This is a genomic window from Waltera sp. (assembly GCF_046969025.1).
GTDB lineage: Bacteria > Bacillota > Clostridia > Lachnospirales > Lachnospiraceae > Acetatifactor > Acetatifactor acetigignens.
Map to the genome: position 1 here is coordinate 109,730 of NZ_JBKVQF010000005.1, position 24,166 is coordinate 133,895.

Sequence of the window (24,166 nt, forward strand, 5' to 3'; positions counted from 1 at the left end):
GGTTATCTTTTACACAGTCCAGCATGAATAGATGTGTTTTTACCAAAACTAATATACATTTTTTGCTTAGAGGTTTTCCGGGAATAAAAAGAACCATATATACAGTTCAATACACATAATGCTGGGAAACCAATCGTAGCCCACAAAGAACTGGATGAACTTATTTTCACATATCCAGACTCAAACACGAATTTTTCAAAGCCTTCGCAAATCTCCTTATGACTTACAAGAATTACAGCGTTTACCCTTTTGTCATGGTAGAAAAGCATGGTTCCAGAAAGGTGAATGAAGTGGTCCCATCAAATCTATCAATTGCAAGGTCAATGATTTAAAATACTCCAGTAACAGTTACCGGAATTTTGAACGATTCCGCAATCGATTTCTTTATTCGCCCAGGCAATACCGGTACTGAATGGCGTGACCAGATTACACCCCTGTTTTGTGTTTAGAAAATGAGGACACTACCAGTCAAAATAGACCATCAAACCCAACCATCAAGTTTGCCTATTCAAAACTCATAATAAAAATCCCGCAAACAATCACGTAAAACCAGCAAAAACTTTGATTTCCCCTTTCGTTAACACCTTATAATATTTTTATTGCCTACTTATCATTACTACTCTAATTCGTTTCCATTTCTGAAATATACTACTGTCTCCTTCCTGCACATATCGCTATAATTTAATTTTTCTCACTAATCTAAATTTCAAGTTCTATATATTGACTTTCTATCTTATTAAGAACCTCTACAATACCCTCTACCACAGTTTCCAACTTATCATTTACTTCACTAAATTTTACAATAAGTTCATCCTCAACGCACGGTATAGAAATAACATCCTCTGTCATTTCATAATCACCATAAGAAATATAAATTCCACCATAAACACTGTTTACTCCGTTTTCAACCCAATTTACATAGACTTCCTGGTTCGTTCATGAGCCATTGCCACCAGTGACACCAGTGACAATAAACTCTATTCAATTTTTGTCTACTCCTTTCCGATATCACCATTTTTATAAAAAATAGCACCTAAGATTTTCTCCTAAGTGCTCTATGCCAATAAATCAGTAATTAATATATACTATTTTTGTATATCTCATCTATATTATCTATTTCCTCATACGGATATGGGATTGGTGCATAAAAGATACGATTTTCCACATATTCATCAATCAATTTTTTCCCACATACTTTGCACACATCACTTTCTCTACCATCAAAGAATTCTTTTAAATATTGGATTTGCTTATCATCCTCTAATTCTGGCTGAGCTTTGACAACCTCATACGCCCCGCACTCACAAAATATAAACATTGTCACATACGGATTAAAGCCACAATCAGGACATGCAATTCCAAATATCCCCATCATATTAGCCATCATTGGATGTCCACATTGAGGACATCTTTTAGCACTAAATATGCAACTAATTATCAATTCCTTTCTATATGCTTTCCTCCATCCTCGCATTATATCTTTTTTGGCTTTTTTAAATCCTGCCATTATCAAATCTCTTTTTTTGACTTTCTGTTCATTTTCTACATAACCATTTTCTATTTTAGAATAACCAACGGATAAAGATAATCCAGAAAAAATACTTCCTTTACTTATTGCACTATTTACAACCTCTTCCAATTCCGCTCTTGTAATAGCGCCTCTTTTTCTTCTTAATTCAGCAAACTTATTGGTTAAGTTGGTATACAAATTATCAACAATTATGTCTCCTGGGTCTTTGAATATGTAGTTTAGCCTAAGATACCTTCCGAATATTGCCTTTGTATCTTTGCTATCCTTGAATAATGGTCTTACTTCTACCCTAACCTTATCAATAATATCTGCATACTTTGACAAAGCAAAATTCGAAATAAGAGCATCCTTAACTTGATTTTTTTTCTCGTCTGTTTCGTATGGATTTACTAAAACTTTCACATAATCGTCCAAATATTCTTTAAAATTCTTTTCGTTTATTCGTATAGGAACAAAAGAAGTTAGCACAAAAAAATTCTCTGTACTAGTGTTATCACTATTCAGTGTTAGATAATGTTCTAAAATATCTGCAAAATCGCTTTTCCCTATAACAGAACTTTTTAGCTGAATAAAAATATGCTTTTCCTTATTGAAAATCTCTATATCTTCTTCACCTTCGCACTTTATACAAAAATCCACAATCTTTGTACCAAAACCAAAAATATCTGTAGAATGTAATTGTTCAAGCGCATAAATAGCTGCTACTGAATCTTGATTTTCTATCTTTGAGGTTGTTCTTCCACCAGTACTTTTTTTATCATAATAATTTCCCATTTGTTCATCACTCCTCGAATGTATATTTTTCTACCTCTTTCTCCGTATTTCTATATAGAATACTTTTTAAATAACATCTCAAAAAAATCACGAACCGTTTGTTTCATTTGCTGACTGTCCATAAACTCATAGCCGCCAAATCTATATACTTCATACCCTTTTAATTGTAATTTTCTCGTGTCAACCATCATTTCAGCATATAGCTTTGGAGAAGAAATATCTCCCTCTGAATAATGTTGTTTACCATCAATTTCAATAACCACCCTTATACCATTGGGTAAAAGCATTAAGAAATCCATGCGTTGATGTGTATATACTACATTACTTCCTCTCCAAGTCCTTGCATGAGGATCATAGTGTAAATATACTTGTGGAATTAGTGCCGGGTACTCGTTCGCATTTTGATATATTGTATAATATTGAGTAAAAAAATCTTTTTCCGGTTGCGAATCTAAAGAATTAAGTAAACGCTTAAATAAATCTTTCTGAATATTTTCGCTTGCATGTGCAGAACCCCACCATTTTACAAGTGTGTTCCATAATAATCCATCTGCATTAGGCTCAAAATCATACAACAGACAATTGTCTGTATCTCCTACAATTTTTATATCATTAGCAATGGCATCATCAATAACTATATCTGGCTTTTTACCCAACGGAGCAAAAATAAGATTTTTCATATTGCTTTTTGCTGCTTGTCGCTTATATATTTTATAAATCAATTCATTTGATATTTTTCCCGATACAACCAACTGAAAGCCATCTGCGCCAATAATTTCATTAATTCCCTTTACATATTGAGTTTGTTCCTCACCTGTCCTAACTTCTGGATTAACCATTTTTTCAAGGAATTTGATTATCGAGTTGTCGCTAATGTATTTTATTTGCAAAATATCAAGCAACATATCTTTATATGACATATCATCATTTATTACCACATGCTTAATGATGTATTCTCCAAGAGTCATTCTATCGAATATAAATAAATCCTCATCCCTTGTACAAGGTTCATTCATATCCCAGATACCCTGTAATAATTCATCTAATTTCATCTTGCCCTCAAAATTCGGACACGTATCGAAATATTCTGCCAATTTTCTTCTAGTAATATAGGTAAATTCAAATATGCTGTCACCAAAATATTCTTCCATCTGCTTATTAAAAGAAATACTCTCTGCATCTCTCGCAATTCGTTTCGATAATTCTACTATCTCTTCTTCTGTCATTTTTACAAGTCCAGACCGAGCATACACTTTTTTACTGCTATTCGGGTTAAGTGTTTCATCTGGAGATATGCCATATCCTTTTAAGACTCCATCTAATTCATAACTTTTATAAGACCTAAAATAGTCTGCAAGGATTTCGATAAGTCCATCCTTCTTTTTGCTCATATCATTCAACTCCAATCCGTGAATTATTCAAAACGAAATATCAAATCTAAATTGTTACAAATCATCCGGCAAATACTTCATAATAATTTGATAATCTTTCCATAAACGTTTATCCCGTGTAATATCGCAATTTCTATAAATCTTTACATCCTCTAACTCTTCATAAAAATAAAAGCTTTTTCCTACATATATATCCTTTTTAAATGCTCCACAAAACATGAACTGAGTTGCTGTAATATCAATATAACTTTCTCCATTCACAATTAGCCATGCGTGGTTTGTAGTATGTTCAGGGTTATCATCACGATAAACTCCATTTCCTTGTTCCGTGTGAATATTGTATTTTTCAAGTAGATAATATGCTAAAAGGTCACTTGCATCATCACAGCAACCTCCCGGAAAATTGCTCATCCTATCTCTATATTGAAATCTTCTATCATATTTGGCATCAAGTATTGCCATGCGAAAGGCTTCCGTAATATTGTATATTTCATCTTCATTTAGTGTTCTATTTATCACAATCATTCACCTCTGACATTACAAATTTCTGTTGAAATTATACTATATTTTTTGTTACTTTTCTACTATTAGCAAGCAGCAAGACACTCTCTGAAAATTACAAAAGTTAATTTCCCCCCCCAATGCATGCGGCAAGACCATTCTCTGCAACATCAAGTGCACCTCCTGTCCCACCTGTAATCAGACCTGTGCTGATTATGTCAGGGAACGGTGTGTCCGCCTTGACAAAGCCCCTTACGTTTGCAATGGTTGCCCGAAAGCCATCAACCACTGCACCATTGCCCATAAATACCGTTACGATGCCATTTATGCGGACCGCAAATACAGGGAGTGCCTCTCATCATCCAGAGCTGGTATAAACATGACAAAGCACGAACTTCATCAAAAAGATATGCTCATCACACCGTTGATCTATCATGGGCAGTCCCCCTATCAGATCCTCACAAACCATCCGGAACTGGATATGTCTGTCAGGACTCTCTATTCTTATCTGGATGACGGTGTTCTCACCGCCAGAAATATCGACCTCAAACGCAAAGTCAAGTTTAAACCACGTAAGGTACATAAAACACAGATCAAGGACCGTACTGTTTTTGAACGGCGCATGTTTACTGATTTTCAAAATCTTGGTTCTGATTCTTTTGCAGAAATGGATACCGTTCATTCTTCCCAGAAATCCAAACGGGTTATCCTGACTTTCTTCCTGACCCGGGAAAAGCTGTTTCTGGCTTTTATCATGAACCGCTGCACCCAGGGCGCTGTAAAGCTTATTTTTGACGAGCTGGAGCATCAGCTAGGTACCTATGATTTCCTAAAATTATTTAATGTCATTCTGACCGACAGAGACGCTGAATTCGGAAACCCGGAAGCACTGGAAAACGGTTCCTGTGGAATTGTACGTTCCAGTATCTATTTCTGCGATCCTACGAGAAGTGGTCAAAAGGGTGGCATTGAGCAGGCTCACACCATGCTTCTTATGGTTCTGCCAAAAAAGACTAGCTTTGAATTTCTCACCCAGTGGGATCTGCGTACCATCGTAGATCATATAAACTCCACTCCCCGGGAAAGTCTTGGCGGTCGCACCCCATACGATGTGGTCCTTGAACACTACGGCATTGGAATCCTAAAAGCACTTCAGCTTAGACCGATTCCACCCGATGAGGTCAATCTGACGCCTAAGCTGATACGCTTTAACCGTTAACTTATCATAAAAATCTGCTGTCAGACTGGAACTTAACAATTCACATTTTTAGGATGTGGCCTGTGGAATTCAGTCTCGCACACCGGATGTCCAGAAGCTTGTTTACCATGCCTTAAATTCAGATATTTTATGGGACGTTAAGCTAATTATACCAGTTCTCTGTAGATTAGGCTTTATATAATTTAATAAAAGCACTGGAATTTAAAATTTCAAGTCAGCAATTCATCATTTAAATAGAAAAAAGAGGACGACAGGCCAGCCCCGTCACCCTCATGTTACTTTTCCACCAGCGCAGACAGTTCTGTGAAAACATCGGACACTCGTCCCAAAGTTTTTCATAGTCCCTCTGGAACTCAATGATCTCCACAGGTGTATTTTCGGGCGGCTTCGGGCATGTACCGAGGTCAGCGTGCCCGCTGAGTGGAATAGTAGCGGAATACTCCGCTAGTTTCCGGCCTCGTTGCGCTTCTGCACCTAAAACAGCTCTTTGTAATCATCAATGTGCTTGTCTAAGTCCTTTTCCACTATCTAGCCGTCGCTGTGATAACGGCTCCAATAGTAGTTTCTCTAGCCGTTCTCCGCTTCGGTACGGATAGTTTTTTCACTTTAGCATAGCAAAAGATATGCTTTGCGATTTACGCTATCATTTTGCTATGCTACAATAATCACCGTGAATAATTATCCTTCACATAACGCAGAAAAGTTCCCCCCTTTAGCTTTCCTGCGTTATTTTTTCAAATCGAGAGGTGATCGATTGCATATCAGAAAATCATTAAAGTCCGAAAGGGGGGACGCATCCTACATCAGTACTTTTGTCTATATTCTTGTAGCCATGATTATGGTGGCATTTATCTTAAATGTCTTCCACATCATATCCGTGAAACAGGAAATCTATAATACTTTATTCATTCCAATTTTTGCCCCTTAGTTTTCATTTTTTAAATTATTTAAAAATTTGGTTTCCAATTATACTGGATTACTCTTTATATGTATCATAGCAACTGCAGAAGCTAAAATAAAAAAGAGAGGTTATTATATGGCTATTGTAAAAGTAAATCGCAGTGGAAAATCTTACCCTATTTACAAGGAAAACAATGCGGATGAACAGATTGGTACCTTGTATAACAACGAACTTTTTACATGGAAATCTGCATGGGAAGGAAATACCGCCGGCTATTCTTATCAGGCAATTTCTTTCCGTGCGAGTGATGGCTCATTGGCGCACGGTTGGATTGCTGCCAGTGAAAGTGACAAGGTATTGGCAAACAATATCTGTTCCCTTGCCAAGTTTACTAAAAAAATCAACAATAAAACCTATTATGGTTTCAAAATGCGTCGTTCTGAAGAATTATTTGATCGCTCTGGAAACGCTCTTATCGGAAAATTAGCATTTAAGGATCGCTGCATTCTGTGCGAAAGCTCAACAGCTGGTGCATCTCACCCGGAGTGGTTATCAGTTATCTACCTGGAAACAGGAATCGGAACCGGCGAATATGAAAGAATTGTTTCCAATTCAAATGCTTTTGTTGATCTTGGTTATACTAAAGGTTCTGATTTTTCTTCCAATGCTTCTTTAATTGGTTCTATCTAATATAGTTAAGCAGGGTACAGCATTATTGGCTGTACCCTCAGACTGTAAATAAAACACTTTTAGCTAACAATCTGGAAGCGTTTTGTCTACAGTCTGAGGAGACATTCTTGTGATGAATGTCTCCTCTTTTTAGAAAAAACTAAATATGGACTATCAGATTTAAATTAAACAAATCGTGGACTATCCACGTTGTCGTATTTACAGAAATTTTTTAAGAGATCTTATGGAAGGAATATCCGAACAAACGGAAGTTCTGTAATCAACGTTTCAGATTCGCACATTCGTGCAGTCATCAAAAAATCAAGTTTACCTTAATCTTTATAAAGGCTTTATTCTAAATGTAAACATAAAAAATACTGAAAGGTGGTAATTTATATGGATTCAAGGGTATTACAAACACAAGAATGGTTAAACAAAACTTATGGAGATGTTGCTGGCTTTCCTGTTGTCGATGAAGATGGCATAACAGGTCAGGCAACATTTAAAGCATTGATTTATGCTCTACAGATCGAAATTGGTATCAGTAACCCTGATGGCATATTCGGTAATGACACACTAAGCAAATGTCCTACTCTAAGAGAAAGTCTTATACCGGATTCTGAAATTCCTCGGAATATTATTTTCATTTTACAGGGTTCATTATGGTGCAAAGGAATTTCGCCCAAAGGTTTTACAGGAATTTTCGGTCCTTTTACTGCAAATGCCATTTATAATTTTCAATTGGCTGCTGGTATAGAACCAGATAAAGTTGTGTATCCTTATGTTCTTCAGGGCATAATGAATACAGACGGCTATTCCTTCCAAGAAACTGATGATATATACGATACGTATCGACATGAAGTGCAGATGGGGCTTAACAAGTATTATGGATCAAAAATCGGATTAATTGCTCCTAATGGAGTATGGGAACGAAAATCACACAAAAATCTGATTAAAGCAATACAGTTAGAATGGGGAGCAGTTGTTGATGGTTCTTTTGGCGATGGTACATTAAGTAAGGCTCCCATTCTTTCTAAAAACACTAATGGATACACAAATTCAAAGCGGTTATTGCAATGGTGCTTAACGATTAATGGTTTTTATCCGGGATCTTATAGCGGAACATTTGATACAAACACTTATAACAGTTTGTATGCTTTTCAGAAATTTGTCTGTTTAGATGCAGATGGTATTTGTGGAAAGCAGGCATGGGCTTCACTAATTGTAAGCCGTGGTGCATCCAATCGAAAAGCTACCGCTTTGGATACATCAAAGAAAATCTCGCTTGAAAATGCCGCTGCCATAAAAAATGCAGGATATACAGATATTGGAAGATATTTAACCAATACTCCAAACAGCACATTCGATAAGGCTATGACGTATGAAGAAATGGAAATTCTAAAATCTGCAGGATTAAACGTTTTCCCTATCTTTCAGACACAAGGAAATGAAGCATCCTACTTTACAGCAAAACAAGGAACTGAAGATGCACGGACTGCCAAAGAAGCAGCACAGAACCTTGGTTTTCCATCCTCTGCTACAATATATTTCTGCGTAGATTATGATGTTTTAATGGCAGATGTTGAAAGTAAAATTCTTCCTTACTTTAGAAGTGTCAAGACAGCTCTAGGTAATGCCTATAAGATTGGAGCATATGGTCCCCGTTACATATGTACAAAGTTGGCTGAAATGGATCTTTGCACCAGCAGTTTTGTATGCGATATGTCCTCCGGATTCACATGCAATATAGGTCAGAAAATGCCTGAAAACTGGGCGTATGATCAATTTGCTGAAATTAGTGTGGCAAACTCCACATTTAGCGGAATGGACTACGACAAATGTATTGCATCTCCACGCAAAACTGCTACTGCTCCTGAAAACTATATTCCCATCCCTGGCTACGATAACTCACGGTATACATATGATCAGGTTCTTTCTGGAATGGGATATTATCAGTTTGATAGTCAACTACGATACAGTGCTGGTGTTGAAACAATGCAAACAAAACTTAACAAAATAGGATATAATTGCGGAACACCTGATGGTAAATTTAGTAGTGGAACAGATATCACTGTAAGAACTTTCCAGAAAGAAAACAACCTTACTATTGATGGCAAAGCAGATAAAAAAACTCTTATCGCACTAGATGCTGCCATTTATAACGTCAACTTTGACGATATCAATAAACGTTTCGACCCCAATCAGCAAGTCGTATATGAGTGCTTACTCAATGCCGGTTTTGGAAAAATTGCTATTGCAGGAATAATGGGAAATATTCATGCAGAGAGTTCTTTTAATACTAAATGGAGCGGTGATCAAGGTTCCGTTGGTATTTGCCAGTGGTTACCGCCTAGAAGTGATAATCTTGAAGCATATGCAAATTCTGTATCCGGTTCTAAAACAGATATCGCTATACAGGCAGCATTTATTTTAGAAGAGGGAACTAGTAGTGGCACCTATGAAGATAGTCAGGCGGTAACTTGTTTTAATTTCTTGAAGGATACAGACACTATTAACAGTGTAAAAAAAGCAGCAGACTATTTTACAGCACTATATGAACGATGTTATAATCAAGATACTTGGGAGGACGTTAAATCAGCTTGTGCCAACTCTAGTTGGCTAACATTAGATCGGTTTTCTCAGGAGCCAAATATTTGTAACAGCAAATACTATCTTGATACACCTAGCAGAAGAGGTTATGCTGAATCATATTATTCCTGCCTATTAAAGATTTAAACAATTTCAAAGTAGTTAAAATAAGGATTATCTGTGAAACAATTATCATCTCCTGACTATATTATCAGGGGTGATAATTGTTCTCTCTAAAAGTAAACAGTTCATATCACTACTATATTACCACTGCAATACGCTGAAATCCAAATCATCTATTACCATCTCTTCATCTTCTATCTTTAAAGTACCCTTGTTTTCAAATCCTATTTTAATACGTGGAATGCTACCAACATTTTCCCAAAGTTTAATACGTGGAAGACTATTATCACTTTCCCGAAATTCAGTTAAATTAAATTGCTTCCTAAATTCTTCTCCTTTAACTTTTTTTTCATTGATGGTTGCCACCTCCGGGTTATAGTCATCATAAATTCCTGTTAAGTACTTTCCCTTATCATAGGTGAAGCCTACATATCCGCATCCATCAGAACCAGCATTTACAAGAAGCAGCTTATTGTCTTTATAACATAGCCCATTTATCCCTCCCCAATTCACAGGCTCATATAAATCGGCAACCTTTTTACTCGTACCATTTGTATAAGTAAATATGGCCACAGATACGCTGTCTCCTATTATTAATTCAGGCTCTCCGCTATTATCAAAATCATGTATTGCGATATAATAGTACTCATTTGAATCTGTTCTTAAACTATAGGGATCTACTAAATTATCATCTATATTACTTATAATATCTCTATATGTATCTTCCCATTGTTCCTGCATAATGGGTTCTTTTTCTATCAAAAAATTATATATATTTGCAATAGTCCTATCCTGTTCTATAATATTCGCTTCAACATCTGTTATCATATCCTCTGCAAGATAAAATTCATTTTCTCCTGCTAAATATATTGTAACACCGGGACGTGGAACCATACCCGTTGGTCCTGCTCCTGAGTGATAATATGTTATTATTATAATGTCCTCTTTTTCATCATCATTTATATCGCGAAAACCAACTGCACCAACACTATAAAATGTTCCTATATACCCCCTTGAACTATTATTTTCAAACCGATAGGGAAATTTATATAATATCTCATCATCTCTGATTAAATAAAATGAAGCAACTTTCCAATCAATAAGCTCATTAGGCGATGGCCTGCAAGATACAAATGTAACCTCGCCCCAGTCATCTAAGTAAACATCAAATGATTGTTCCGGTATCTTATATTTTTCTATTTTTTCTATGGAATCACTTTCATCCAAATTTTCTTCTTCCTCATTTATTTGTATAATTTCTTCATATTTTGATTCATTTGCATATGCTTCCTGCAACGCTGTTCCTTCTGTTTCACCTTCACTATTTGTTTCTGTCGTTGCACCTATTTCATTTTCTGTTTCACAACATCCTGTCAAGCAAAGAACACATAACCATACTGGTAATATTTTAATATACTTCATTTCGCTATACCCTCCGTTTTCTTTATCTTCGCATACACAATGCTACAATCAAATCTGTATTATTCACACCAAAAAATTCATAGTTGCAAATAATAGAATAATCACTTTCCGATCCATGCACTATATTTTCTTCTGTACCCACATTCTCACCACACCCCAATATGAATCATCCTTTTTCTGTATCACAGTAATATTTAAATAGTAAGGGTATATATCCCAAGTCCCAAAACACTTTCATATTCGGTATCATACTGAATAGAATATCATAAAGTTCCATAACGAGTACCTTGACAACCATAGGCCGCTTTTGCGGCCTGCAGTAAATTTACTTTTGGATGTTCTCCGACAGCTTTGGTGACCAGGGAAGCAGATTCTCCAGAAAACTGCGATCTGTGTCTTCCATGTGTTCTGGGATCACTGTCAACAAATATTCAAAGTATTCGATTTGTAACCTAATATAACAAAACTTAGGAAAAAATATGCTCAACCTTCCCACGGTGCTAGTAATTCTTCTCTCTTATCGTAATAATTATCAATCAACCTAATATCTTCTATATACCATCCATCTTTCCGATAAGATACCTCTGTACATTTTACCGTGTTTTCGTCATCGACTTCATATTGTAATGAGATAAAACGAACCATCGTTTTTCCGTCTTTTTCAAACAAGGTTGCCCCGATATACGATTCTATATCCCACCAGTACTCAACATCACCGAATTTATCCGGCTGTTCTAAATCAATATTTGGATTATGTATAAAGTTATATGGATATTCCACCCAACCGCTATCCTCTAAACGCAGAATATAAATTTCAGTAGCGCCATAATTACTTCCAAAGATATATCTTTTCAATAATACATCCGCCTTACCGTCTCCTGATAGATCACCGGTAGTAATCCTCGAACTATAAACATATCCTTCATAATCCTTTATTGCCGTATCTACGCCATTCACATTCGCTATGAGCCGTGTACCATCTTTTGCTAAGTCATCGCTATCGCCGTTATCTTCAACGCGCACTTTATCCTCTTTCCCATCTCCATCTAAATCTACACTTATTTCGGTTCCAGATTCGATAGGAATGGTACTCGCCTGATAAACCGCTTCACTTTCATCGGTATTATCCGCACATCCCATAAAAAAAATACCACTCATCATTAATAGTAGTATTTTTCTAGGTGCAAATTTTGTATCTAATAATTTCTTCATATAACTTTCCTACCTCTCCTTGTTCATTATACATTATGGCAAATATTCGTCCAACTCTAAGGGCTCTAAGGGCAAAACGGTCTTTTATAAAATATTACATGTAATTTTTACACTAATACAACACATAATCTTGATAATTAATCGTATCATACTTTTTTGGTGCTATCAATGCTCCTTCTGTTTCTTGTATAATAAAAATACCTTTAGGTAATTTGTACTTGAAAAAACAGTTGCGGCGGTACTTTAACAGATCAAGTTTTTTCTCTCCGTAGTCCTTCACATAACATCTCAACCGACTTACCTTTATATTACATTGCATCACATATTTCAATCAATATTTTTAAAATAAACTGTATTTTGATTGCCTGTTCAGTTTCCAATTGATTCAATATATAATATATTTTTTCACCATTTCTTAAACTATGTTCTTCACCATACATAATATAATCACAACTTACAGTAAGTGTTCTTGCTATTTTGCACAAAACGTCTGATGAAAATCCTTTTTTCCCAGATTCTATTTCATACAAAAACTTGGGCGATATTTCTACCATCTCAGCCATTCCTTCTCGGGTATAGTTATGCATTTCTCGTAATTCTCTTATCCTATTTCCTACTTTTTTCCTTTCCATTTATCTTTGCTCCCATCATATTTTATCTTTCGTAATAGCTATTTATTATACATTATTCTATCAAACACTATGCATTTTTAACTTGATTGCAGTTTTTCTTCATCTAAATCTTATTTTTCATCTCAAGAATCAAGTTTTACTATGCTTAAGCAAAATATATCTCATTTAGGTCAAATATACGTAAATATTCATCAGAGTTGATATTCTAATTACATATACGATAGGAGAACAGCTATATGAATAATTTCAAAGCAAATATAAAGCAGAAATATAATATAAGTAATTACCAGGCAGAACAAATTATCTTCGTAATTAAAAGTCTTGGATCGGAATTAAGCAAAATGCTTATAATGGGAATATTATTTCGAAATGAAATATTATTATTTCTTTTTCAGTTAATCTTTATGTGCTTTTTAAGAAGTTTTTCAGGAGGTTTCCATTTCTATTCTTATTGGAGTTGCCTACTTGCTTCTGTATTATATATGAGCAGTCTTGTTTTTATTTTTCCTAATATTACATTACCGCTTTACATGCAGATTTTTCTTTTATCCATAAGTTTCTGCATATGTTACCTTATTGGGCCCGTTCTTTCTAAATATCGTATTAATTTTCCAAAGAAGCAGTTATATTTCTGTCGAAATGTAACTTGTTCTATTATCTTTCTGTTTTCATTGATTTTATATATAATCCCTCAAAACCGGTATATGGTAGCCGGTAGCTGGATGATTATATTACATTCGCTTCAACTACTCGCAGCGAAAATACTTGCGAAAGGAGGTCGTATAAATGATATATAACTTGTTGTGCTCAATTGCTGCACTCTCATGGATTTGGGATACTTCCCTTCCCAGCATTGTTCTATTTGGAGAATACCCGTATCCCTCTATTGATGAGACTTCTCTGTAAAACAGAAAGCGAATAGGTCGCTGTTACCTATTCGCTTTCTCAATTTCTAAGTTCATCTCTATCCAATTTTTACCTTGGCACTCTACATTTCTGCAAATGATATTGGCTCTATATTTCTGGCATATTTGTTTCACATAGTATAACCCCAATCCGTGTTTTGCACCTTTACTGCTGTGTTCCAAATCAAACCATGTATTCATCTCTTCATATTTTATGTACGGATAAGGATTCAAGATTTTAAATATAAGTGTATTATCTCTTTCTTCAAAGAAAAATTTTAGCTGTGGTCTTTCATCCTGGGCCTCCACAGAATTATCAATTAATATTCCCAACATTTCTATCAAATGATAGTCTGGAACTTCACTAGTAGAAAATTGCCCTCTAATATCATATTCTACATGCCCATTTTTTCTTTCCACATCACAAAACTTTTCATATAAATATCCCGCCACAATACTATCTCCCAAATATAAAAGCTTCACATATTTGTTTTCTTCTTTAATTTTTCCATAATACTCCCTTTGTGCAAATACCAACTCATCATATGATTTTGTTGTATAGCTTAAAGCAAACAATGCCGCAATATGATTTTTAAAATTATGTTCCTTCATTCTTATAGATAAAAGTAAATCATCATATTTACCATTTTCACCCTTTGCCACAGTTAATTCTCCCTTTAGGCAGTCCCTCTCTTTTATAACCATATACCACTTTACAATCAGCCCAAGCACTAACACTATCGCAGGTATTACGAAAACATAAAACATCCAGTGCATTTGCCCACGCATCTTACTTTCCATTAGCATTGCGAAAACTATCATAACAATAATCAATAATCCTAGTATTATGAAATGATCAAAGGTTCTAACTGCTGTCGATAGCTTATGCATCCACATGCCGCGAGTCATACAGAATGTTATAAGCATAGTATTAAAATTGATGATAAAAAATCTTGTCTCCACATTAGAAATACAACTCAAGTTAACGACAAATGCACTTACGAACTGTACTGTTGCTATTATTACTATGGTTAATATGACTGTAATTACTGCCTGCGAAAAATTTTCCCGAAATCTTGCAAAGCTATACCCCATCATAGTCAAGTATATCACCATAGAAGTTATATTATTGAAATCAAAAAAATAAATTATTTCCAATATTATCATGGAAATAAAAGAAAAATTGATCGTCCAAAAATCTATTCTAACTTTTTTATTATGCATTCTATGCATACATATAATTAATGTCCAAATCTCAAAAAGCAACCCACAATGGTATAGCACATCTCATAACTCCTCGTATAATATCTTTTATTTCTGTAAATTCAGTTATACCGGAAAATTCTCTTTGATTTTCTTTTTATAAGTGATGCCTATTTCTACTCTTTCTCCATTTGTTAATTCAATGATTCTGTTAACAGTATCCACATTATTTATATATTTTTTATTTACTATCACGTTTCGGCTACACTGTATAAATTCGTTACTGTCAAGATCCTCTAAGAGTTTTTTGACCGTTATATAGGGTATTGATAGCATACCCGCCTTTGTTGTATGAATATACATGACATGCTGAATACTTTCGCTATACAAAAATTCTTCTCGATCTAAAGCTAATATAACACCATCTTTCCTAAAAAACAGGGTCTTATTTACCTGATGAGTATCCTTAAAGGTAAGACATTCTTTCATCAGATTTTTCAGTTTAATTTCATCAAACGGCTTTTCTATAAAACTATAACAATGAAGCTTTTCATAAGTATGAAATTTTGCATCCTCTAACGATGTCACGAAAATTACTGGAATAAAACTGTACCGATCTATTTTTCTGATATTTTCCACATACTGAAGTCCAGATATATCTCCTGGCTTTTCTTTTTCCAAAATGATATCGACTATAAACAAATCGATATCATTTTCTAGCGCACATCTGTATGCTTCATCTAAGTTTTTGAATGCATATATTTTATTGGAACTATTTATTTCCTGAGCAATATAACTAAGATGTGTCAAGATCTGCTGGTTGTCCTCTATAATGAGTATTTTTTTCATTCTTTATTGCCTTCTGCTAACGAGCTCACAATTTCCAGTATCTTTTCTGTACATTTCTTTTCTGATATTTCCAGAAGCGCATCTACTTCATGAATTATCCCTTCTTTATCTTTTAATATGTACATTGGTGAAATTCCAAATTCATGATATGTTTTCCAAAGTATTTCACTATCTGGAAGGCAACGATCTTTTTCCAACTCTCTTAACTTTTTAACATCTACCCCTATTTTATCTGCCATTACTTTTTGTTGATATCCTGATATGCGGCGTAGTGTTAAAAAGGCATTAATGCTCTTTTCCTTCGAAATAATTAACGGTATATACAACATTTCCTCAGATACTTTAGAAAATTTTTTCTCTATATTATTGCCTAAAGATAAGACAGCATAAATAATACCTAAATAACTACAAATCTCCGCATATGTTTTTCTTTCAAAAAAATCCACATATTTTCCACTACCACGATATCCGGTAAATATATAATAAATGTCTATCCCTGACTCAGACAAATATTTTAATTCTTCATAACTCAATCTCTGTAGCCCAAGCTCTACCTTACTGTAATTACTCTGTGTTTTATGAACTCTCTGAGCCATTTGCTCTTGCGACAGACCTAATTGTTTTCTTTGCTCTTTCAATCTACATAAAAAATCATCATATGTTCCATTCATGGGTATACTCCCTTAATCAACTCCGCTATACCCATTTTAAGTTAGTGTAGTTCCCTATTTTGCACCTATATAAGACTATTTTTCACAGAATTCACTGTAAATTATTATCATCTACTTTTTTCTGTAGATCTGAAATCACTCTGTATAGAAATGTCGGAATTTTTACGCCCATTCTACCAGCGTTTTCCAATATGGAAAGAGCCTCATTCAGAATAAACCAAATACATACTATCGCTCCAAACAACGTATTGACTCCGATTTTTATATCCAATTTATAAGATAATTCATAAATCAAATAATCCGTACACATTGCCACTAATACTGTCAGTATATAGCCTACTTTCTTATATATTCCAATAATTCCTTTTCTGCTATTCCACCCATACTTCCTATTTCCCGGATGTTCTATCGCTTCCTTTTTTGCGGCCAGCATACCTGAGAAATAATCTACAAGCATCAAAATACATAATACGAACAGTAGCGGACCAAGCAATCCAAATTTTTCAACAATCCACATCCCCATAGCGATAATAATACCTTTATGTTTTATGTTATCCATTTATTTATTCCTCATTTCTATATAGTTTTTCTGTAATTCTCTTCTTTGTCTATTAACATATTGCCTTGATATACCGAGTCTATCCGCAATTCTTATATCTGATAAATGCTCTACCATAATCAAATACATAATTTCATATTTCATGCCTGTATATCGTTGTAAATATTTTTTTACATCAATTTCTGTAGTAACGTCAGCATAGTCTTTATCAATATATCCCTTTTCTATCGCTATAAATTCGTCTATCTGTGTTTCATTATCATTCTTGTGTCGACTCTTTCTATATAATTCGAAAAATTTATTTTTTAGAGCATTCATTAGGTATTTCGCACATTGTGCTTCACTTTCTATACATTTTATTCTCAGCACTGCCTCCCAAAGTGCCAGAACCATTTCAGCATTTACATCTTCCGCAGCATCTTTATAAAGAATTCTCTGATATTTCTTTATTAGCGGATCGAACTGATTAATTACCTCTACGATTTCTTCTTTATTGCCTTTTTGTATTTGTCTTATTTTCTCCGAAAGTTTCCCAGTTTCTTTTCTCATATAAATGAGAAAGATTTTTCGTGGAAATATGTAAACTATAAGGAAAAAATTAATATGTACTTTCCCCATGAATTGAAAATATCGTTAATCATAGGTAATGTAACGGTTCTACTGTACATATTTATATTACTTTTTGTTCCTTCAGTACCTGCATTATATGTTTACCAATCAATTATTCGGTAAATTTGGCACTATAATGTCCCTAACTGGCACTGCTTTGCGATTTACGCTGTCATTTTGCTATCTGATAAAGAACTGCAAAGATTGTCATTGATGCATCTACAAGAAAAGCTGCATAGAGGTGTCCTACGGAGCACCTTTTTCTATGTACTCTGCTATTTTTCGACAATACGTTCGACAATATTTTACATTTTTGTAAGATTCTACTACTTTTTTTGCCATGTATATAATGAAGGGGTTTTGAAACTGATTTGTAAAAGGGATTACTATATGAATACTAACGATAAAAAGATAGAAGTCCCGAAACTTCATAAGTTCCTAGACTGGTATATCGACTATGCTTCCGACGAGGAATTTGCCTCCAATGTTGTAATCTCCCTGCTCCATCAACTGGATGCATTAGAACCTATCGCACCGGAACCAATAGAGTCTGTCGAAGTGTATATTGCAAATTTCTGGGAATACTGCAAGAGACATGAAAACGAGGAACGAATCCTTCACAGTTTCGCTGTCAGCATTTGATACCATCACTGCCGTTATTACAGAACTGGATTATCATCAGTCTGCCGTTTTATGCAGGAAAGAAACTACACTACCACGGCTTATTTTTAATCAGTCAGATGTAGCAATAGTAACAAAAGAAACGTCCAAATTGGACGCTTCTTCGCCGTTTTCTTTTTCCTTTTTAAGAATACTGGTATATGTTGAAATACTATCTACATTTTAAAAGAAGATATATAAGTCATTGTGGAAATCTATTTGCATCCTCAAAAGTTTTAAACGGCAAAAAATAATACTGAGCTTTATTCCCATATAAAACTATTTGAACACCATCTTCCATCCATTCAATATCAAATTCAGCAGGACCCCCTCCTGTAGATACGTCTACCCTAAACTCAGCATAATAATGTTCATGACTACTATTCTCGTAAAGTGTCACTTTAAGACGGTCTATTGCGTAAAAAGAACTCGGCTCGCCCAGTTCCTGTATGAGTAACACATAACCCCCATCTGGTGAAATTTCACGAAGTACCTCTGTTCTATTATTACCCGTCGCTACATCGAAAAAAATCCACACAAAAATAAGTATTATTACCATGGTTTCAAAAATGAGCATCGTTTTCAAAATTCTCGTTTTCATATTTGTTCCTCCATGTTTTCTTACTTGTTAATTCACCATAGCTCTATGACTTAAGCAATTAATTTATCCTGCATTAACTATCTTTAACGTGCAGAACTTTCCATTGCCTTCCTTTCATTCATCCTTTAATATAGTGATGTCGGGGTCAAAAGCCCCCGACTTTGATGCCTACGGATTGTTCCGTGCTACGCACTCCCACGTCTCTGCTCCGCTTCGGTCCGTGCTAGACATGTGCCACTGGCATCATCATATAGTAAAGTAACAACAAGTAAACGAATTCCAGTAAGAAGGGAGCATATTATTTATGAAAAAATTTAACTCCTTCCGTAATCGCCAGAACGGCTTTGAAGATTTAGGTTCCGGCACCGCGGAAGCAGCAAAAACGAAAAAAAGCTGGTGGAAAATCCCCGGCATCATTCTTGTGATTCTGGTAATCGCTATTTTTACTTTTAATTCCACTTACCAGATCCGTGAGCAGGAGCAGGCAGTTCTGATCACCTTAGGACAGGCCAAAGCGGTTACGGATCCCGGACTTCATTTTAAGATACCGTTCATCCAGCAGGTCCGCAAGGTCAATACCACCATTCAGGGATTTTCCCTGGGATATGATGTAGATTCCAATTCTTCGGAAACTGACGATTCTCTCATGATCACTTCCGATTACAATTTTGTCAACGTAGATTTCTTCGTAGAGTATCGTTTCAGCGATCCGGTAAAAGCAGTCTATGCTTCCAAAGATCCTGTGCTGATCCTGCGTAACATCAGCCAGAGCTGTATCCGCACTGTCATCGGCAGCTATCCGGTAGATGACGTACTGACCACCGGTAAAAATGAGATTCAGGCTGCTATTAAAGAAATGATTCTGGAGCGTCTGAGCGAACAGGATATCGGTATTCAGCTGGTGAACATCACGATCCAGGATTCCGAGCCGCCTACCTCCGAAGTCATGGAGGCTTTCAAGGCCGTAGAAACCGCCAAGCAGGGAAAAGAAACTGCCCTGAACAATGCCAATAAGTACCGCAATGAACAGCTTCCTCTGGCGCAGGCACAGGCCGACGGTATCATCAAAGACGCTGAGGCGCAAAAGACCGAGCGCATCAATGAGGCTACTGCACAGGTTGCGCGTTTTAACGCTATGTACGAGGAATATATCAAGAACCCGACCGTCACCAAACAGCGTATGTTCTACGAGACCATGGAAGAAGTACTGCCTGACCTTAAGGTTGTCATCGAAAGCCCCAACGGCAATACACAGACCTTCTATCCTTTGGAATCCTTCACAGGTACCGCTTCCGCTTCTTCGGAGAGCAGCACCTCTGAAGCTGCACAATAACCATTGTCTACAGAAAGGCAGTTTTATAAATATGAAAAAAGTGAAAAATATATCTCTGATTCTATTAGTACTGGCATTGTTGGTCATCGGATCCTCCAGCATTGTCGTTACCAACGAAAACGAATACAGTCTGATCCGACAGTTCGGTAAAGTAGACCATGTAGTGAGTTCTGCAGGTGTTACCTTTAAGATTCCTTTTGTACAGAGCGTCGATAAGCTTCCGAAGGAGATCCTGCTCTATGATCTGTCTTCCTCCGATGTCATCACCAGTGACAAGAAGACCATGATCTGTGACAGTTACATTTTATGGCAGATCAATGATCCTCTGAAATTTGCCCAGACCCTGAACTCCTCCATCTCCAACGCAGAGAGCCGTCTGGACACCATCGTATATAACTCTACGAAAAATATCATAAGCAGTACGACCCAGAACGACGTCATCTCCGGGCGTGACGGAGAGCTGGCTGCAGCCATTATGAAAAACATTGGGAACACCACTGAGCAATACGGTATTGAATTGCTCTCCTTCGAAACCAAACAGCTGGATCTGCCCAGTGACAACAAAGCCGCTGTGTACGAGCGTATGATCTCCGAACGTGAAAACATCTCCGCAACCTATACCGCAGAGGGAAGCTCTGAGGCACAGAAGATCCGCAATACCACAGATAAGGAAGTCAATGTTCTCCTGTCGGAGGCCAATAAAAATGCGGAGATTCTCATTGCCGAGGGCGAAGCGGAATACATGAGAATTCTGTCAGAAGCTTATTCCGATGAATCCAAACAGGATTTCTATTCCTTCGTCAGAAGCCTGGATGCACTGAAGGCTTCCATGACCGGCGATAATAAGACGGTGATCCTGTCTCCGGATTCCCCGATCGCACAGATTTTCTACGGAAGATAACATAAAGGCCGGTGTCTGCAATATTCTTGCAGGCACCGGCTTTTTTATGCCAGAATCTCCTCAATTCTGCGTCTCTCTTCTTCACTGAATGCGGTTGCATGTACAATACCGATATTATCCAGGATCTGTGAGGGCTTAGATGCTCCGATCAGAACACTGGTAATATCCCCATCCCTTAAGATCCACGAAAGTGCCATCTGTGCCAGGGTCTGTCCTCTCTGGGCTGCCAGATCGTTCAGTGCACGTACCTTCTTCAATGTCTCTTCTACGATCGCCGCTTCTTTCAGGAATCTGCCGTCGGTACGGACACGGCTGTCCTCCGGAATACCGTGGAGATAACGGTCGGTCAGAAGTCCCTGTGCCAGAGGGCTGAAGGTAATAATACCGATGCCGTGAGATGCAGCGTAATCTTTCAGACCATCCTTCTCAATATCTCTTACAAACATGGAATATTTTCTCTGGTTGATAATAAACGGTGTGCCCAGTTCCTTGAACAGTTCTGCCGCTGCAATGGTCTGTTCTTTATTGTAATTGGAAATTCCCACATACAATGCCTTACCGGATTTCACAATGCCGTCCAGTGCACGAACGGTCTCCTCCAGCGGTGTATTGGGATCCGGTCTGTGATGGTAGAAGATATCCACATAATCCAGTCCCATACGCTTCAGGCTTTGATCCAGGCTGGCTACGAGATACTTTTTGCTGCCCCAGTTGCCGTAAGGTCCGGGCCACATATCATAGCCGGCCTTCGTGGAAATGATCAGTTCATCTCGATACCTTCCCAGTCCTTTTGCAAGGATCCGTCCAAAATTTTCCTCCGCACTGCCCGGTACAGGTCCATAATTGTTTGCCAGATCAAAATGTGTAATGCCATGGTCAAATGCTGTGTGGCACATGTCCTGCATATTATCAAAATTCCCATTGGAGCCGAAATTGTGCCATAATCCCAGAGAGACTGCCGGAAGCTGCAATCCACTGGCGCCGCAGCGGTTGTATTTCATTTCTTCATATCTTTTTTCATCTGCCTGATACATTTAAATACCTCCTTTTTCCGAAAGAACATTATAGACATTATTGTAACTATTCAGACCCCATTCGCAAAACCGCCTCTGCGAGGCTTCCTTTTTGCTCATGAGGTTACTTCGCCATATAAAACTGCTTATCTGCCTGAATGCAAGCATTCGCAGAACACAGTTTTGCATGGCTCTGAATAGTTACACATTATTATAAATTTATTTCCATCCCATTTCTATGCAAATTTTATAGAATAAAGTGCAATATCTTACAAATCACCTCTTACGTCCCACGATCTTCAGGTGGCTGAAAAACAGGTAATACACAATAAAAGCGATACTGGTCACCGTCCAGGTCAGCGGATAGCTGAATACAATGGTGAGAATGTCATTTTTCAGAGGTACGGCTGTCAGGATCCATACCACGCGCAGTGCGCAGATCCCCAGACAGCAGATGATCATGGGAAGCCAGCTGTCACCGATACCGCGCAGAGTACCGGACAAAATCTCAATGGCAATATAGGTAAAATATGTAGGTACCAAAAAATGCAGAATCTGTTCTCCGATCACTACCACCTGTGCATCTGTGGTAAACAGTTGATAACAGATCGATGCATAATTATAGAGGATCACGGACAACAGTACGGTTGCCCCGGCTGTAATCCCCATACAGGTACGGACTCCCTTGTGTACACGATCCATTTTCCCCGCACCATAATTCTGCCCCACAAAGGTAGTGATCGATATGCCAAAGGCATTGACGATCATCCAGAACAGGCTGTCAATCTTGCTGTAGGCTGTCCATGCCGCTACCGTATCCGTTCCCAGTGCATTCACGCTGGACTGAATCAGAATATTGGACGATGTATACATCACCGACTGCAATCCCGCCGGAAGTCCGATCCGGATGATCCTGCGGAACATTCTTCCATCAAAACGGATCTTTCTCAGTTCCAGACGATGCATATCCTTCGTCCGCATCAGCACCCACAATACCAGTACTGCACTGAGTGCCTGCGACAGAATGGTCGCCAGTGCGGCTCCAGCCACACCCATATGCAGTCCGATGACAAATGCAATATCCAGCACAATATTCGTCAGGCAGCTGGCGATCAGGAAATATAGCGGTCTCTTGGAATCCCCCACAGCCCGCAGGATGCCGGCTCCCATATTGTAGATCAGGTTTCCGATGACTCCCAGGAAATAGATTCGGATATAGGTTGTCGCCGGTCCCAAAATATCCTCAGGTGTAGACATCGCACGCAGTGCCCATGGTGCCACCGTAATACCCACGATCATCATGCCGACTCCAGCCACCAGACTGAACGCAATGGAGGTATGTACGGCATAGCCTACCATCTCGGCACGTTTTGCCCCATAATACTGGGAAATAATGACCGTGGCACCGCTGGACAATCCTACGAAAAATCCCACCAACAGCTGGATCAGCGTACCGGTGCCGCCACCTACCGCCGACAGAGCTTCTTTTCCGACAAAACGCCCTACGATCACTGCATCTGCCGCATTATATAATTGCTGGAAAAAGGTTCCGAACAAAATAGGGAAAAAGAACAGGAGCAGCTGCTGCCAGATGACTCCCGTTACGATCTTGTTTTCTTTCCCTATAGCATTTTCTGTCTGCTTTTGTGTTTTCTTTGTATTTTCTTCCATATAAATCATGCCCTTTGAAAATCTGTACTTCTACGATGATAGTATCATTTCCACAGAACCTTTTCAAGAGGGCAATCTTATCCACAGCTCAGGGCAGGAAAATCCCCGGGTGGTGGAAGCACCCGGGGATCCTGTCTGCACCCGGATGAGTCGCAGCATCCGGGCACAGCCCTGTATATACCAAATTGAGGGATTAGATAAAAGCTAAGTTAGGGGCAAGCCACTCC

At 37.4% G+C, this 24,166-nt stretch carries 22 protein-coding genes; 7 read left to right on the top strand and 15 right to left on the bottom strand.

What is annotated here, in order from left to right; translation table 11 throughout:
- Window positions 1–699: 699 nt before the first annotated feature.
- From ACLTOH_RS03990 to ACLTOH_RS04005, 4 genes are all read right to left on the bottom strand, one after another.
- Complete coding sequence (locus ACLTOH_RS03990) at window positions 700–849, bottom strand: hypothetical protein (RefSeq protein WP_412223428.1); 150 nt, start codon at window positions 847–849, stop codon at window positions 700–702.
- A 226-nt stretch (window positions 850–1,075) separates the two neighbouring features.
- Window positions 1,076–2,305, bottom strand: a complete 1,230-nt coding sequence (locus ACLTOH_RS03995; RefSeq protein WP_337630672.1) for a hypothetical protein — start codon at window positions 2,303–2,305, stop codon at window positions 1,076–1,078.
- 50 nt (window positions 2,306–2,355) lie between these two features.
- Window positions 2,356–3,696 (bottom strand): hypothetical protein, encoded by a 1,341-nt coding sequence (locus ACLTOH_RS04000; protein ID WP_337415165.1) that lies wholly within the window; start codon window positions 3,694–3,696, stop codon window positions 2,356–2,358.
- A gap of 54 nt (window positions 3,697–3,750) precedes the next feature.
- A complete protein-coding gene (locus tag ACLTOH_RS04005; RefSeq protein ID WP_337415166.1) occupies window positions 3,751–4,215 on the bottom strand; it encodes a hypothetical protein in 465 nt (154 codons plus the stop codon).
- Window positions 4,216–4,576: 361 nt separating this feature from the next.
- Here ACLTOH_RS04005 and ACLTOH_RS04010 point away from each other — a divergent pair, with 361 nt between their 5' ends.
- The 3 genes from ACLTOH_RS04010 (at window position 4,577) to ACLTOH_RS04020 (ending at window position 9,722) form a co-directional block, all read left to right on the top strand.
- A complete protein-coding gene (locus ACLTOH_RS04010) occupies window positions 4,577–5,416 on the top strand; it encodes an IS30 family transposase (protein WP_337415167.1) in 840 nt (279 codons plus the stop codon).
- Window positions 5,417–6,452: 1,036 nt separating this feature from the next.
- The gene (locus ACLTOH_RS04015) at window positions 6,453–7,007 is read left to right on the top strand and encodes a hypothetical protein (RefSeq protein ID WP_337415168.1); all 555 of its coding nucleotides are present in this window, start codon (window positions 6,453–6,455) and stop codon (window positions 7,005–7,007) included.
- A gap of 375 nt (window positions 7,008–7,382) precedes the next feature.
- On the top strand, window positions 7,383–9,722 hold the full coding sequence (locus ACLTOH_RS04020; protein WP_337415169.1) for a phage tail tip lysozyme: 2,340 nt from the start codon (window positions 7,383–7,385) through the stop codon (window positions 9,720–9,722).
- Window positions 9,723–9,839: 117 nt separating this feature from the next.
- Here ACLTOH_RS04020 and ACLTOH_RS04025 read toward each other — a convergent pair whose 3' ends face one another.
- The 3 genes from ACLTOH_RS04025 to ACLTOH_RS04035 form a co-directional block, all read right to left on the bottom strand.
- Window positions 9,840–11,120 (bottom strand): hypothetical protein, encoded by a 1,281-nt coding sequence (locus ACLTOH_RS04025; protein WP_262593644.1) that lies wholly within the window; start codon window positions 11,118–11,120, stop codon window positions 9,840–9,842.
- Between the two features lie 483 nt (window positions 11,121–11,603).
- The gene (locus ACLTOH_RS04030; protein ID WP_412223430.1) at window positions 11,604–12,332 is read right to left on the bottom strand and encodes a hypothetical protein; all 729 of its coding nucleotides are present in this window, start codon (window positions 12,330–12,332) and stop codon (window positions 11,604–11,606) included.
- Between the two features lie 308 nt (window positions 12,333–12,640).
- Window positions 12,641–12,964 (bottom strand): helix-turn-helix domain-containing protein, encoded by a 324-nt coding sequence (locus tag ACLTOH_RS04035; RefSeq protein WP_262593642.1) that lies wholly within the window; start codon window positions 12,962–12,964, stop codon window positions 12,641–12,643.
- 236 nt (window positions 12,965–13,200) lie between these two features.
- Between ACLTOH_RS04035 and ACLTOH_RS04040 the strand changes: the two genes are divergently transcribed.
- On the top strand, window positions 13,201–13,761 hold the full coding sequence (locus tag ACLTOH_RS04040; RefSeq protein WP_412223432.1) for an accessory gene regulator B family protein: 561 nt from the start codon (window positions 13,201–13,203) through the stop codon (window positions 13,759–13,761).
- Between the two features lie 132 nt (window positions 13,762–13,893).
- Here ACLTOH_RS04040 and ACLTOH_RS04045 read toward each other — a convergent pair whose 3' ends face one another.
- From ACLTOH_RS04045 to ACLTOH_RS04065, 5 genes are all read right to left on the bottom strand, one after another.
- Window positions 13,894–14,532, bottom strand: coding sequence for a sensor histidine kinase (locus ACLTOH_RS04045; RefSeq protein WP_337415170.1), 639 nt, complete (start codon window positions 14,530–14,532; stop codon window positions 13,894–13,896).
- A 666-nt stretch (window positions 14,533–15,198) separates the two neighbouring features.
- Window positions 15,199–15,921 carry a LytTR family DNA-binding domain-containing protein gene (locus ACLTOH_RS04050; protein WP_337415171.1) on the bottom strand — a complete coding sequence of 241 codons (723 nt, stop codon included), beginning with the start codon at window positions 15,919–15,921 and terminating at the stop codon, window positions 15,199–15,201.
- Window positions 15,918–16,592, bottom strand: coding sequence for a helix-turn-helix domain-containing protein (locus ACLTOH_RS04055; RefSeq protein ID WP_337415172.1), 675 nt, complete (start codon window positions 16,590–16,592; stop codon window positions 15,918–15,920). The genes ACLTOH_RS04050 and ACLTOH_RS04055 overlap by 4 nt, the downstream gene beginning before the upstream one ends.
- Before the next feature lie 91 nt (window positions 16,593–16,683).
- Window positions 16,684–17,151, bottom strand: coding sequence for a phage holin family protein (locus ACLTOH_RS04060; protein WP_337415173.1), 468 nt, complete (start codon window positions 17,149–17,151; stop codon window positions 16,684–16,686).
- Window positions 17,152–17,700 (bottom strand): hypothetical protein, encoded by a 549-nt coding sequence (locus ACLTOH_RS04065; RefSeq protein WP_337415174.1) that lies wholly within the window; start codon window positions 17,698–17,700, stop codon window positions 17,152–17,154. It lies immediately after the preceding gene.
- Between the two features lie 450 nt (window positions 17,701–18,150).
- On the opposite strand from ACLTOH_RS04065, the gene ACLTOH_RS04070 reads away from it, so the two are divergent.
- The gene (locus tag ACLTOH_RS04070; RefSeq protein ID WP_337415175.1) at window positions 18,151–18,402 is read left to right on the top strand and encodes a histidinol dehydrogenase; all 252 of its coding nucleotides are present in this window, start codon (window positions 18,151–18,153) and stop codon (window positions 18,400–18,402) included.
- Between the two features lie 220 nt (window positions 18,403–18,622).
- Here the strand turns inward: ACLTOH_RS04070 and ACLTOH_RS04075 are convergent, their stop codons facing one another.
- On the bottom strand, window positions 18,623–19,021 hold the full coding sequence (locus ACLTOH_RS04075; RefSeq protein WP_337415176.1) for a hypothetical protein: 399 nt from the start codon (window positions 19,019–19,021) through the stop codon (window positions 18,623–18,625).
- Between the two features lie 304 nt (window positions 19,022–19,325).
- Here ACLTOH_RS04075 and hflK point away from each other — a divergent pair, with 304 nt between their 5' ends.
- Together hflK and ACLTOH_RS04085 are read left to right on the top strand one after the other, a co-directional pair.
- Window positions 19,326–20,354 carry an FtsH protease activity modulator HflK gene (hflK, locus tag ACLTOH_RS04080; protein ID WP_337415177.1) on the top strand — a complete coding sequence of 343 codons (1,029 nt, stop codon included), beginning with the start codon at window positions 19,326–19,328 and terminating at the stop codon, window positions 20,352–20,354.
- A 31-nt stretch (window positions 20,355–20,385) separates the two neighbouring features.
- The gene (locus ACLTOH_RS04085; RefSeq protein ID WP_337415178.1) at window positions 20,386–21,255 is read left to right on the top strand and encodes a protease modulator HflC; all 870 of its coding nucleotides are present in this window, start codon (window positions 20,386–20,388) and stop codon (window positions 21,253–21,255) included.
- Between the two features lie 44 nt (window positions 21,256–21,299).
- Here ACLTOH_RS04085 and ACLTOH_RS04090 read toward each other — a convergent pair whose 3' ends face one another.
- Window positions 21,300–22,289 (bottom strand): aldo/keto reductase, encoded by a 990-nt coding sequence (locus tag ACLTOH_RS04090; protein ID WP_412223435.1) that lies wholly within the window; start codon window positions 22,287–22,289, stop codon window positions 21,300–21,302.
- A 255-nt stretch (window positions 22,290–22,544) separates the two neighbouring features.
- Complete coding sequence (locus tag ACLTOH_RS04095; protein WP_243102659.1) at window positions 22,545–23,939, bottom strand: MATE family efflux transporter; 1,395 nt, start codon at window positions 23,937–23,939, stop codon at window positions 22,545–22,547.
- Window positions 23,940–24,166: the final 227 nt, after the last annotated feature.

Excerpts from the sequence above, each read along its gene's own strand:
- ACLTOH_RS04085 (WP_337415178.1), top strand. The coding sequence starts at position 20,386 with ATGAAAAAAGTGAAAAATATATCTCTGATTCTATTAGTACTGGCATTG.
- ACLTOH_RS03990 (WP_412223428.1), bottom strand. The coding sequence starts at position 849 with ATGACAGAGGATGTTATTTCTATACCGTGCGTTGAGGATGAACTTATT.
- hflK (WP_337415177.1), top strand. The coding sequence starts at position 19,326 with ATGAAAAAATTTAACTCCTTCCGTAATCGCCAGAACGGCTTTGAAGAT.
- ACLTOH_RS04035 (WP_262593642.1), bottom strand. The coding sequence starts at position 12,964 with ATGGAAAGGAAAAAAGTAGGAAATAGGATAAGAGAATTACGAGAAATG.
- ACLTOH_RS03995 (WP_337630672.1), bottom strand. The coding sequence starts at position 2,305 with ATGGGAAATTATTATGATAAAAAAAGTACTGGTGGAAGAACAACCTCA.
- ACLTOH_RS04040 (WP_412223432.1), top strand. The coding sequence starts at position 13,201 with ATGAATAATTTCAAAGCAAATATAAAGCAGAAATATAATATAAGTAAT.
- ACLTOH_RS04090 (WP_412223435.1), bottom strand. The coding sequence starts at position 22,289 with ATGTATCAGGCAGATGAAAAAAGATATGAAGAAATGAAATACAACCGC.
- ACLTOH_RS04095 (WP_243102659.1), bottom strand. The coding sequence starts at position 23,939 with ATGGAAGAAAATACAAAGAAAACACAAAAGCAGACAGAAAATGCTATA.
- ACLTOH_RS04070 (WP_337415175.1), top strand. The coding sequence starts at position 18,151 with ATGAATACTAACGATAAAAAGATAGAAGTCCCGAAACTTCATAAGTTC.
- ACLTOH_RS04055 (WP_337415172.1), bottom strand. The coding sequence starts at position 16,592 with ATGAATGGAACATATGATGATTTTTTATGTAGATTGAAAGAGCAAAGA.
- ACLTOH_RS04025 (WP_262593644.1), bottom strand. The coding sequence starts at position 11,120 with ATGAAGTATATTAAAATATTACCAGTATGGTTATGTGTTCTTTGCTTG.
- ACLTOH_RS04050 (WP_337415171.1), bottom strand. The coding sequence starts at position 15,921 with ATGAAAAAAATACTCATTATAGAGGACAACCAGCAGATCTTGACACAT.
- ACLTOH_RS04030 (WP_412223430.1), bottom strand. The coding sequence starts at position 12,332 with ATGAAGAAATTATTAGATACAAAATTTGCACCTAGAAAAATACTACTA.
- ACLTOH_RS04075 (WP_337415176.1), bottom strand. The coding sequence starts at position 19,021 with ATGAAAACGAGAATTTTGAAAACGATGCTCATTTTTGAAACCATGGTA.
- ACLTOH_RS04065 (WP_337415174.1), bottom strand. The coding sequence starts at position 17,700 with ATGAGAAAAGAAACTGGGAAACTTTCGGAGAAAATAAGACAAATACAA.
- ACLTOH_RS04020 (WP_337415169.1), top strand. The coding sequence starts at position 7,383 with ATGGATTCAAGGGTATTACAAACACAAGAATGGTTAAACAAAACTTAT.
- ACLTOH_RS04010 (WP_337415167.1), top strand. The coding sequence starts at position 4,577 with ATGACAAAGCACGAACTTCATCAAAAAGATATGCTCATCACACCGTTG.
- ACLTOH_RS04060 (WP_337415173.1), bottom strand. The coding sequence starts at position 17,151 with ATGGATAACATAAAACATAAAGGTATTATTATCGCTATGGGGATGTGG.
- ACLTOH_RS04015 (WP_337415168.1), top strand. The coding sequence starts at position 6,453 with ATGGCTATTGTAAAAGTAAATCGCAGTGGAAAATCTTACCCTATTTAC.
- ACLTOH_RS04000 (WP_337415165.1), bottom strand. The coding sequence starts at position 3,696 with ATGAGCAAAAAGAAGGATGGACTTATCGAAATCCTTGCAGACTATTTT.